Here is a 12,388-nt window from a genome sequence, read left to right as displayed (position 1 = left end):
ATCAATCTGTCTGTTTCGATTGAAAGTGATCCTTTGTTTCTTCAATAATTTCTAATACCCTTGGGGTTGTTTCCTTTAACTGATTGACTTGTTCATTTAAAAATGACAAATCATCTGAGACTGTTCGCATCAGCTGCTTCGTTTCTTCCATCTTTTCTTTCATGCAAGTTGATATCCTACTTGGCTCTTGGCAGACCTCTTCCAGCTTTTGCTGGCAGGCATTCCATTTGTCTTTGAGTGCAATTCTTGTTGGTCGATGAAATAAAGTCAGCAATGCGCCGCAAGCTGCACCTAAGAGAGCTCCTCGGAGCACAATTTGATTTTTTTCTTCCATCTCGTCTGATCTCCTTTCAGTTAAAGGTCGTTCTCTTTCTTTACATACGTCAAAAAACGGTCAATTCCTGTTTCAATTAATTCATGGACTTCCTCAAAGTTCCCAGTGTAATAAGGATCTGGCACATCATCTCGATCGTCGTCTTCTACAAAATCAAGAAGACGGCCAATAAAGTGATGTTTCCCATAGCCGGCTATACTGCGAAGTGCCCCAACATTTTCAGCATCCATCGCAATGATATAGTCGTATGTTGTAATGTCTTCATCCATGATTTGTCTTGCGGACATTCCTTCATAGCTGATGCCTTTTTCATCAAGCAGCTTTCGCGTTCCTTCATGCGGAGGACTGCCTTGATGCCATCCGCCAATACCTGCTGAATCAATCACAAAGTGCTCGCTAAGCCCCTCATCTTCTACTTTTTTTCTAAACATGGCCTCTGCCATCGGTGACCTGCAAATATTGCCAAGACACACGAATAACACATGAATCATCCTTCATTCTCCTCCTATCTTTTCCCTAAGAGTTCTTTTCGAAAACCTTTTCTTTATCATATCAACTCCCTTTTCTTTTGAAAACTTTGCAAGAAAAGCTCTCATCGCCATTGACAAAATACACAAAAACAGGAGAAACTTTAGGAGAATTACACAAACAAAGGGGGATATTAGATGGGAATAATTGAGCAGTTTGTCACAACGATGAACAATTTTTTGTGGGGGCCTCCCCTGTTGATTTTGATTGTTGGTACTGGAATATACCTCACCTTTCGCGTTCTCTTCATTCAAATTAGATTACTTCCTTATTCTTTAAAACTCGCTTTTTCAAAACAAGACAAAATGTCAGAAGGGGATATTTCCCATTTCCAAGCGTTAATGACGGCTCTTGCTGCAACTGTCGGTACAGGAAATATCGTAGGTGTGGCATCGGCTGTTATAGCGGGTGGTCCTGGTGCAGTATTCTGGATGTGGTTTGCCGCATTTTTCGGGATGGCCACCAAGTTTGCAGAAGCTGTTCTTGCTGTAAAATACAGGGTCAAAAACGAAAAAGGCGAAATGTCTGGCGGACCTATGTATTATTTAGAGCACGGGTTAAAACAGAAATGGCTAGGGGTGCTATTTGCTGTTTTCGGTGCCAGCGCTGCCTTTGGGATCGGCAATCTGGTACAGTCTAATTCCATTTCAGGCGTTATGAATTCTACTTTTCAAATTCCAACATGGGTTACAGGTATCATCATTACAGCTTTTACGGCTCTTGTGATTTTAGGCGGAATTAAAAGCATTGGCAGGGTCACATCTATTTTTGTACCGGTCATGGCTTTATTTTACGTCATTTGCGGTCTGATCATTCTTGTTATGAATGCTGATCTTGTTCCAGGCGCAGTCGGGCTTATTTTCTCAGATGCCTTTACCGGTCAAGCCGTGGCAGGTGGTGCAATTGGGACTGTCATTCGCTGGGGTGTGGCACGAGGAGTATTTTCCAATGAAGCAGGTCTTGGGTCAGCACCAATCGCGGCTGCGGCTGCGAAAACGGATATGCCTGCCCGTCAAGCTCTCGTCTCTATGACGCAAGTGTTTATTGATACAATCATTGTTTGTTCTATCACTGGCATTACCATTGTGATGGCAGATATGTATTTAACAGTGAAGAGTGATGCACTGACCTCGTTATCCTTTGCTCACTTCCTTGGTCCAGTTGGCTCAACCATTGTGGCAATCGGGCTGCTCTTGTTTGCCTATTCCACCATCATTGGCTGGTCCTATTATGGCGAAAAATGCTTTACATATTTGGCGAAGGATTCGTACGTCATGTATTATCGTATCGTGTTTGTGATGGCTGTCTTTTTCGGTGCCGTGTTTAAAAATGACTTCGTCTGGGGTGTGGCAGATATGCTCAATGGACTGATGGCGATTCCAAACTTAATCGGGCTCATCGGTTTATCAGGGGTGGTCGTATTTGAATCCAAACGGATCATTGATAAGATTAAACAGGAGAAAAAGGAGAAGAATATCTCTGTGTCATCTTAATAGACCTTTTATTCTTTTGCATTTCTGTTAAAATAGACATATTATTCGACACATATGTAGGAAAGGACGTGCCGCCCTTGTCAGAGCAAAAAGCGGCTGAAGTCAATCAGCTGATTGAAGACATTTCGCAAAAGTTAAATATGCTGAACATTGGAGTCATCAAAGCCGAGGACTTCAGTCCAGACAAGTACGAAGATATTGAATTTCTTCACCAAATGGTGATGAAAAAATCTTCATTCAGCCCAAGTGAAATGCAAGCCATCGCAAGCGAGCTAAAAAACTTAAGAAAATAATGGTGAAAAAGGAGACCTAGTTTCCCTACATCATGCACACAAAAAGCCAGCACCCCCGAAAGGTGCTGGCTTTTTTATATCTTTTTACAACTGCGATTTATTTTTCAAGCAGTTTTAATGATTCACGGTTAAAGGCTGGAATGTCATCAGGTGTACGGCTTGTCACAAGCTGATCCTGACAAACGACGACTTCTTCGTCTTTAAATGTAGCGCCTGCGTTTTCCATATCAACTTTGATGGATGTATAGCCAGTCGCGCCTCTTCCTTCAAGCGTTTTTGCTGTAATGAGCAATTGCGGTCCGTGACAGATCGCAAATACTGGTTTTTTCTCATCCATAAATGCTTTAGTGAATTGGACGTAACGATCATCCGCACGCAGAATATCTGGTGAGAAACCGCCAGGAATGAGAAGTGCATCGAAGTCTTCAGGCTTCACGTTGTCAATAGACGCATCCACTCTTACTTCTGCCTCTCCTTGCTTCCCTTTCACTGTTTTACCTTTTTCATTTTCAATGACTGTGATCTCATGACCTGCATCTTTAAAGGCTTTTGCAGGCTCGGTGAATTCAACATCCTCAAAGTAATCTGTTAATACAACTGCAATTTTCTTACCCATGTAGAAACCCTCCTGCTTGATTATCGTTTACACTACACACTATACCCCTGCATGTTGAAATCAAACATCCTATCCCTATCAGAAAACCCATCATGATAAAAATAAGTAATTAGACTCATTCACATTCCCTTAACAAGGTAATTCGTATGATTTATGTTATCTTTACAATAAACTTCAAAAAATAACTACAAAAGTTAACGAAACATTTCTACAATAGGTATTGTGGTCAAAAAAATTAGAAAGGCGGAGATCAGGTGAAGAAGCAAGCACATAGGTCTAAACGAAGGAAAAACCTGTCTATTCTGCTCACTTCCATTATGATGATTAGTCTCATTCTCCCAGCAGTACCTATTCATGCAGAAACAGAAAGCGGCAAAGCCGTAAAGGTCAGCATATTAGCCACAACCGATGTTCATGCGAACATGATGAATTATGACTATTACAGCGACAAAGAAACAAATGAATTTGGTTTGGCAAAAACAGCCGAGCTCATTGACAAGCACCGATCACAAAACCCAAATACACTCCTTGTTGATAACGGAGATTTGATTCAAGGAACCCCTCTTGGAGAATACGTTTACAAACAAGAGAAAGACAGCATCATTAATCAAACAAAGGTTCACCCTATTATCCATACACTCAACAAACTTAAATACGATGCAGGAACACTTGGTAATCATGAATTTAACTACGGATTATCCTTCCTTGACGGTACCATTGCGGGCGCCAACTTCCCGATTGTCAACGCGAACGTCAAAAAGCTAAATGGAGAACACCGTTTTACACCTTATGTGATCCAGGATAAAACCTTTAAAGATGCAAACGGAGCCTCACAAACTGTGAAAGTTGGTTACATAGGATTCGTTCCACCCCAAATTATGACGTGGGATAAGAAGCATTTAGATGGACAAGTCCAAGTGCAGGACATCGTCGAATCTGCCAATGAAACCATTCCTGAAATGAAAGAGAAAGGCGCAGATGTCATTGTCGCTCTTGCTCATACAGGAATTGAAAAAACCGCTTCACCTAAAGGATCAGAAAATATGATCTTTGATCTTGCCACGAAAACGAAAGGTATCGATGCTATTGTATCAGGCCACCAGCATGGCACATTCCCAAGTGCTGAATATAACGGCGTCGACAAATTCAATGTCTCAAAAGGAACCATCAACGGCATCCCAGTCGTCATGTCAAAAAACTGGGGCAGCTACCTCGGGGTCATTGATTTAACACTCGAGCCTGACGGCAGCAACTGGAAGGTCACAGACGGAACAGGCAAGATCGAATCTGTTGCCGGAGTATCATCTCAAAACAGCACCGTAAAAGATGCCATTCAAACAACGCATCAAAACACACTTGATTACGTGAGAAAGCCTGTTGGAAAAACAGAAGCAGACATTAACAGCTTTTTCGCTCAAGTGATGGATGACCCTTCTATTCAAATTGTGACAGATGCCCAAAAATGGTATGCACAAGAAAAAATGAAGGACACATCGTATCAAAATTTACCGATTTTATCTGCAGGTGCTCCGTTTAAAGCCGGCGGCCGAAACGGTGTAAACTATTATACAAATATCGCAAAAGGAGATTTAGCGATTAAGAACATCGGCGATCTCTACCTTTACGATAACACTGTGCAGATTGTGAAACTGAAAGGCAGTGAAGTGAAAGACTGGTTAGAAATGTCTGCTGGCCAGTTTAATCAGATCAAACCGAACGATGCAAAAGAACAGCCGATTTTAAACGAGGAATACCGCTCGTATAACTTTGATGTAATTGATGGCGTGACATATCAAGTCGATGTGACGCAGCCGGCTAAATACAGCACAACAGGCACACTTGTCAACGCCAATGCCAACCGCATCAAAAACCTGTCTTACAACGGGAAATCCGTCTCTGACAATCAAGAATTTTTAGTCGTAACAAATAACTATCGTGCTTCTGGCGGTGGAGGCTTCCCTCATCTGACGCAAGATAAAGTAGTGCTAGCCTCAGCAGATGAGAACCGCCAAGTACTGATGGATTATATTATCGAACAAAAAACGATCAACCCAAGTGCAGATCAAAACTGGTCGATTGCACCGATCAAAGGCGCAACCGTCACTTTTGAATCTTCGCTTTTAGCCAAACCGTTTGCTGAAAAATCAAGCAACGTAGACTTTATTCGTAACGCAAGCACAGATGGTCTTGGTGTGTACAAGCTAGCCTTTAAAGACGATGGCACAACAGAACCGCCTGCATCAGACAACTGGAATTTAACAGTGATGCATACGAATGATACACACGCACATCTTGATGATGCGGCAAGACGCGCAACAAAGATTAAAGAAGTCCGTGCTGAAAATAAGAACAATATTCTATTAGACGCTGGAGATGTCTTCTCTGGTGACCTGTACTTCACAAAGTGGCAAGGACTTGCTGATCTGAAATTGATGAACTTAATGAAATATGATGCCATGACGTTTGGGAATCATGAATTTGACAAAGGTCCTTCTGTACTCCGTCAATTCCTGACAGGTGATGCATCAGATGTCGATCCGAAAAACCGTCATCAATTTGAAAAGCCTCGTTTCCCAGTCGTGTCATCAAACGTGGATGTCTCGAAGGAAAAACAATTGAGTGACTTAGTGAAAAAACCAGCCTCATTTAAAGCTGGTGAGAAAAAAGAAGCCGGAATTTACCCTTACATCCTACTCGATGTAAACGGTGAAAAGGTGGCCGTATTCGGCTTAACGACTGAAGACACAGCCATTACATCCAGCAGCGGTCCTAACATTCAATTTAAAGATGCGTACAAAAAAGCAAAAGAAACTGTCAACACCATTCAAACAGAAGAAAAAATCAATAAAATCATAGCGTTAACACACATTGGCTACAACCGTGACCTTGAGCTCGCTCAAAAAGTCGATGGAATTGATTTAATCATTGGCGGTCACACGCACACCCTTGTTGAAAAATTAAAGGTCATCAATAAAAAAGAACCTACGATTGTCGCTCAGGTGAAAGACTACGGTCAATTTTTAGGAAAAGTAGATGTGGCCTTTGACAAAAAAGGTGTCGTCCAGCCAAAAGAATCCTCTTTTGACCTGATCCCGATCGATGACTCTGTCAAAGAAGATGCGGAGGCAAAAACGATTCTTGATGGGTACAAAGCAGATATTCAAGATTTAAAGACAGAAAAAGTCGGACATACAGATGTCCTTTTAGACGGTCAACGTGAGCACGTCCGTGCGAAGGAAACGAATCTTGGGAACTTTATTGCCGACGGCATGCTGCAGAAAGCGCAAGAATCTGCTGGAGCTGACCTTGCCATCACAAACGGCGGCGGTATTCGTGGAAGCATCGAAAAAGGCGATATCACTTTAGGTGATATTTTAACGGTGATGCCTTTCGGAAATACACTTTATGTCGCAGATTTAAAAGGCAGTCAAATTAAGAAAGCACTCGAACAAGGGCTGTCAGGCATTGAAGAAGGCGGAGGGGCATTCCCTCATGTAGCTGGCATTGAATATACGTTTACGCTCAGTAAACCAGCTGGCAGCAGATTAATTGAAGTGAAACTGAAAGACCAAAAAGGTCAATTGACAGACATTGATGATGAGAAAACATACCGCGTAGCCACAAACGCATTTGTCGGTACAGGCGGCGACGGCTACAGCGTCTTTACAGAAGCTTCTCACGGCGAAGACTTAGGGTATGTTGACTATGAAATCTTCAAAGAGCAAATCGAAAAAGCAGACGGACAGATTTCGCCTGTCATCGATCACAGGGTGAAAGAAGTGTTCCTTCCTCGTGCGAAAGGAAAAGGCGCTTATGACATTCAAGATGATGAGAAATTCCAAACGTATGTGCAGCATACAAACAAAGCATTACTCTATTTAGACAAAGCAAGCAAAGCGAAAAACGTTCAATTGTCTCTATCAAAAGCGCAAGTAGCCGAGCTGAAGAAAAGAGAGCAAGATCCAAACGTCACCATCTATCATGACAAAGTGGGACTCGCATTGCCGCTCTCCAATTTGTCCGAGAAAAGCGCAGATATATGGATGACAAAGACGGATAAAGTGAAAAACGCTTTAACGGATACGTATGACTTCCAAATCAAGCAAGACAAGAAAAAGGTTTCAACCTTTAAAGACCCGGTCACACTATCCTTTACACTAGACGAGCCTCAAAAGGCGAAAAAACCTAGTGTGTATTACGTAGATCGCAAGAAAAATCGTTACACCAAAACAAGTAATGGATCTTTTGAAAACGGAGTCGTTTCAGGTCAAACTGATCACTTCAGCGAATACACGGTCCTTAACCAAAGCGGGGCTGCTGGCACAACCCCAGATCAAACTGGTGGAGACAGCGGAACAACAACACCAGGCGGAGGCACAGGTACAGATCCAAACCAAGATGGAACCGGCCTCCCAGGCGGCACACTACCGAATACAGCCACAATGATGTATACAGCTGTACTAATCGGTGTGCTCATGCTCGGAGCTGGCGGTATCCTTTATTACTACCAGCGCAAGCGCACAAGAAACAATGTATCATCCTAAAGGAAGAGAGGACAGAGCCTAAGCTCTGTCCTCTTTTCATGGGATAGTTGGAATCCCAAGAAGAATAGCTGTTGTGGTAACACCTTTTGCGACTGAAATTGTACAGCGACCAGCAAAAGTTACTGGTAGACATTGTTGCAAAGATACTACACCAAAGAGATGTGGGCGTAACTAGTTATTATATCAAGCCAGTGGCTCAATCAATAAGTGACTTACATGATATGATAAATAGATTAGGTTCTATATTGAAAAATAGAGTTTATTGAAATTTCATATGAGGTGGAATTATATGCCTAAAATTGACAATATGTTAGCAATTCTATGGATGCTCCGTTCAGGTGAAAAAATTACGGCAAAACAAATTTCAGAAAAGTTAGAAATGAATGTAAGGACTGTGTATCGTTATATTGATACACTTTCAACAAGTGGCGTACCTATAATGTCAGAACCGGGACATAATGGTGGATACACGTTATTGAACAATTTTATTGAGGCTCCTCTTTTTTTTGATTTTGAGGAGCAAACTTCACTATTTCATGCTGCTGTATTTGCAGAAGAAGCCGGATATTATGGAGGTGAAGCACTAAATCGGGCCATTTCAAAACTAAGTAAATACTCAAATCAAGAGCAGGAAACAAAGATAAACCAACATTTAACTAGTCTGGAAGTAATAAATCGGTTAAGTCCACTCTCTTTGAAACCTTTTTTGAAGGAGTTAGAGCAAGCTGTAGCTGACGGTTTTTCAGCAAAGATTCTTTACCATAAAAGTGGCGTAAAGCAATTAAATGATAGATTGGTCGACCCGTACAGAATTACCTATTGGAATAATAAGTGGTATGTGATTGGATTTTGTCATCTTAGGAATGATATCCGCAGTTTTAGAGTAGACCGAATCGAAAGTCTAACGCTAACCGAAAATAAGTTTAACCGGCCAGAAAATTTTTCAGCACGTGACTTTTTTATAAAAAATCTCCTTCCAACTATAGAAGATAAGGAAGAGATTATTTCTTTGGTTATTCATGGGGATCAAAGTGTACTGGATGATATTTGCCAACATTGGTTTTTAGGACATTATTTACAAGAACGAACTTCAAATCAAGCGGTTTTTCTTCTTGAAAAAGATATGTTACTTACATATGTACCTTATTTACTTTTACCGTACAATAAATCTATTAAAGTGATTGAGCCAATAAGTCTTAAGAAAAGACTTATTGAAGTTCTGACTGAATTAATAAAATTTTATCAAGAATGATAAACTTCCCTGACGTTAACTGTCAGGGAAGTTTTATTATAATAGCTATATCAATTGTGATTGGAGTGCTATTGGATGCAAACAAAAAAAGCTTTTCTATATGTATTTAATACAATGTCGGACTGGGAATATGGATATTTAATTGCTGAACTAAACTCAGGAAGATATTTCAAAAAAGATTTAGCACCTTTAAAAGTAATTACAGTAGGAGCTAATAAAGAAATGATTACTACTATGGGAGGACTAAACATAAAACCAGATATTTCTCTTGATGAATGTACTCTTGAGTGTAAAGATCTTTTAATTTTACCAGGAGGAACGACTTGGAATGAAGAAATGCATCAACCGATCTTGAAAAGTATTGACCAAGCTTTAAAGATTGGCACTATTGTTGCTGCAATTTGTGGTGCAACTGATGCCCTTGCGAACATGGGATACTTGGATACTAGAAAGCATACAAGTAATAATTTAGAATATACCAAAATGGTATGCCCTAACTATAAAGGAGAAAAGTTCTATGAATTGGGACCTGCGGTTTCTGATGCAAATTTAGTCACTGCATCGGGAATAGCTCCTCTGGAATTTGCAATGGAAGTACTGAGAAAGATAGATGTATTTACACCAGATGCATTACATTCATGGTATAACCTAAATAAAACTCATAAACCTGAATACTTCTTACAGTTAATGAATTCAATAAATGAATAAATGAAGTAGCTAAAAAGCTCAATTACTCTATTTTGATTTGTAGAGAAGTTGAGCTTTTTCATTTGGCATTTCTTTGTCGTTGTAAATCCACATTTTCCTGACGCTACTTCATTAATAATCATCAATCTATTTTATTCTGATAGCTTGACTTTCAAGAAGTTCTAAGAATTTTCCTTTTTTTCTCTTCTTGCAAAATCAACGAATCTGAAGCGGTCTAATCGGTGACGGCTTTCAGTGTATTGAAATAAACTTGTATCCTCTAAGAACACGTAATTCTTCACGACGACAACATGGTCAAACCCGTTCAAATCAAGATACTTGTCGTCCTCTTCTGTACATGGCTCTACCACAAATTCCTTTTGGGCATAGCTGATTGATACACCAAGCTCTCCTTCAATATACTCGTAGATGGACCCTTCGCATATGTCTTTTGACAAAACTGACACATGCTTTTGCAAAAAGTAATCCTTGTCTAAAATCACTTCTTCTCCGCTAATATTACGAGACCGAATGACTTCCCAGACATCCTCCTGCCCACTTATTTTCAGCTGAGACTGAATATACTGATCCGGTTTGATTAAACCAAATTCGTGAACCGTCGTAACAGTCTTCCGGCCAAGCGTTTGGGAAAGTTCTTTAAAGCTGACAAGACCAGAGACTGGGAATTGCATTTTTTCTCGATTCAGCAAGACAGAGCCTTTCCCACGGATTTTTTGGATATAGCCATTTTGCACAAGGATATTTAATGCCTTTCTTACCGTCTCACGGGATGTGTCATACATCAAGGACAAATCATGCTCTGATGGTAGAATGCCTTTATCCTGCCATTCACCTTGTTCAATTCGTTTTGCGAGCTGATCATAAATCACTCGAAACTTATTCTCTTTCATTTTCCCTCCGCCCCATTTTCTAGCGTTTGGTTAAATGATAAACGATTGACTCATATGGACGCAACGTAAATCCTTTCATATCTTCCGGTGCATCCTCATAATTGGATAACAGCACTCGCCCCTCCATCTCATCTACAGCATGCACAAGCTCATCAGGAAGCGTAAAGTCCGTCTCTCCTGCGTAAAAGTGATTGATCACAAGAAGCTTCTCCTCACCGCTTTCTCTCACATAAGCAAAAACCTTCGGGTCATCTGCTAAGAGTAAGGTAAAGCTTCCATATGTGATCACGTCAAGTTCTTTACGCAGCTTACAAAGGGCTTGATAATGGTAGAAAATAGACGTCTTGTCTTTTAATGAAGCTTCGACTGAAATGTCGTTATTGGCTGGCTCAATCCATGGTGTCCCTTTTGAGAAACCTGCGTTCTTTTCTGAGGTCCACTGCATCGGAGTTCTCGCATTATCTCTTGACTTGACCTGTAAAATGGCGAGCGCTTCTTCCTTTGATTTCCCTTTTTCAAGCATGGCGTCATACATATTGAGTGATTCAATATCGCGGTAAGACGAGATGTCCTCAAACTGAGGATTCTTCATACCAATCTCTTCACCTTGATAAATATATGGCGTCCCTTGCATGAGATGAATGGTGGTCGCCAGCATCTTCGCTGATTGCTGATGGTACGTTTCGTCATCACCGTATCTTGAGACGATACGTGGCTGATCATGATTACACCAGAAGAGCGCATTCCAGCCGCCACCCTCATGCATTTTCGTCTGCCACTCAGACAGAATCGACTTCAATTCATGAAAATCAAATGGTGCGATGGCCCATTTTTCTCCATTTGGATAATCGACCTTTAAATGATGAAAATTAAACGTCATATCCAGCTCCTGCCGATCCGGTCTTGTATACCGAATGCAGTCTGCGATATTCGTTGAAGACATTTCTCCGACGGTCATGCTGTCATATTTTGAAAAAACCTCTTGGTTCATTTCGTGCAGAAACTCATGAATTCTTGGACCATCCGTATAATACATCCGGCCGTCTCCTTGTACAGATTGTCCGGCGTCATCTAAGAAGCGTTGATCTTTTGAGATATTGTTGATGACATCCAGCCTGAATCCATCAATTCCTTTTTCAAACCAAAAGTGCATGATGTCATATACTTGCCTGCGCACCTCATCCTTTTCCCAATTGAGATCCGCTTGGGTGACATCGTATAAATGAAGATAATACTCTCCTGTTACTTCATCTAGCTCCCATGCTGGACCGCCAAATTTTGACTGCCAATCATTTGGCGGGGAGCCGTCTGCCTTCGGCTCCTTCCAAATATAATAATCTCGATAAGGGTTATTTTTTGACTCGCGTGATGCTTGAAACCACTTATGGAAAATGGATGTATGATTGACGGCTAAATCCATGATGACTCGTATGCCTCGATCATGGGCTTCTTTCAGCATGTGTTCAAAATCTGACATTGTGCCGTACATGTCATGGATTTTTGTGTAATCACTAATATCATAGCCGTTGTCATGCTGCGGGGACTCATACATTGGCGTGAGCCAAATACAATCCGCCCCGAGCTCTTTAATATAATCGAGCTTTTTTGTCACACCATTGATATCGCCTGTACCTGAGCCTGTTGTATCTAAAAAGCTCTTCGGATAAATTTGATAGACCACCGCTTTTTTCCACCACGGTTCGTTAGTTTGTTGTTTCAATTTCATCCAC

At 41.0% G+C, this 12,388-nt stretch carries 10 protein-coding genes; 5 read left to right on the top strand and 5 right to left on the bottom strand.

Translation table 11 applies throughout. The features are described from left to right. Position 1 precedes the first annotated feature (1 nt). Both MKX52_RS03750 and MKX52_RS03745 read right to left on the bottom strand, forming a co-directional pair. Positions 2-334 (bottom strand): YtxH domain-containing protein, encoded by a 333-nt coding sequence (locus MKX52_RS03750; RefSeq protein ID WP_012009264.1) that lies wholly within the window; start codon positions 332-334, stop codon positions 2-4. Positions 335-354: 20 nt separating this feature from the next. Continuing rightward, on the bottom strand, positions 355-825 hold the full coding sequence (locus MKX52_RS03745; protein ID WP_012009263.1) for a low molecular weight protein-tyrosine-phosphatase: 471 nt from the start codon (positions 823-825) through the stop codon (positions 355-357). Positions 826-999: 174 nt separating this feature from the next. Here MKX52_RS03745 and MKX52_RS03740 point away from each other — a divergent pair, with 174 nt between their 5' ends. Then, positions 1,000-2,355, top strand: a complete 1,356-nt coding sequence (locus tag MKX52_RS03740) for a sodium:alanine symporter family protein (protein WP_012009262.1) — start codon at positions 1,000-1,002, stop codon at positions 2,353-2,355. Positions 2,356-2,432: 77 nt separating this feature from the next. Further along, a complete protein-coding gene (locus MKX52_RS03735; protein ID WP_003214000.1) occupies positions 2,433-2,648 on the top strand; it encodes a DUF1128 domain-containing protein in 216 nt (71 codons plus the stop codon). 97 nt (positions 2,649-2,745) lie between these two features. On the opposite strand, the gene MKX52_RS03730 is transcribed toward MKX52_RS03735, so the two are convergent. Further along, positions 2,746-3,264, bottom strand: a complete 519-nt coding sequence (locus MKX52_RS03730; protein ID WP_012009261.1) for a type 1 glutamine amidotransferase domain-containing protein — start codon at positions 3,262-3,264, stop codon at positions 2,746-2,748. A 254-nt stretch (positions 3,265-3,518) separates the two neighbouring features. Between MKX52_RS03730 and MKX52_RS03725 the strand changes: the two genes are divergently transcribed. From MKX52_RS03725 to MKX52_RS03715, 3 genes are all read left to right on the top strand, one after another. Beyond that, a complete protein-coding gene (locus MKX52_RS03725; RefSeq protein WP_342491515.1) occupies positions 3,519-7,808 on the top strand; it encodes a multifunctional 2',3'-cyclic-nucleotide 2'-phosphodiesterase/3'-nucleotidase/5'-nucleotidase in 4,290 nt (1,429 codons plus the stop codon). A gap of 289 nt (positions 7,809-8,097) precedes the next feature. Beyond that, positions 8,098-9,060, top strand: coding sequence for a YafY family protein (locus MKX52_RS03720; RefSeq protein WP_144504456.1), 963 nt, complete (start codon positions 8,098-8,100; stop codon positions 9,058-9,060). A 75-nt stretch (positions 9,061-9,135) separates the two neighbouring features. Then, positions 9,136-9,768, top strand: a complete 633-nt coding sequence (locus MKX52_RS03715; RefSeq protein WP_342491514.1) for a type 1 glutamine amidotransferase family protein — start codon at positions 9,136-9,138, stop codon at positions 9,766-9,768. 161 nt (positions 9,769-9,929) lie between these two features. Here the strand turns inward: MKX52_RS03715 and treR are convergent, their stop codons facing one another. Together treR and treC are read right to left on the bottom strand one after the other, a co-directional pair. After that, positions 9,930-10,658, bottom strand: coding sequence for a trehalose operon repressor (gene treR / locus MKX52_RS03710; RefSeq protein WP_342491513.1), 729 nt, complete (start codon positions 10,656-10,658; stop codon positions 9,930-9,932). A 19-nt stretch (positions 10,659-10,677) separates the two neighbouring features. Beyond that, complete coding sequence (treC, locus tag MKX52_RS03705) at positions 10,678-12,378, bottom strand: alpha,alpha-phosphotrehalase (protein WP_342491512.1); 1,701 nt, start codon at positions 12,376-12,378, stop codon at positions 10,678-10,680. Positions 12,379-12,388: the final 10 nt, after the last annotated feature.

Source organism: Bacillus sp. FSL R5-0422 (assembly GCF_038610765.1).
Lineage (GTDB): Bacteria > Bacillota > Bacilli > Bacillales > Bacillaceae > Bacillus > Bacillus pumilus_O.
The sequence above is the reverse complement of the archived record's forward strand: the minus strand, read 5'-3'. Positions and strand labels throughout refer to the sequence as shown.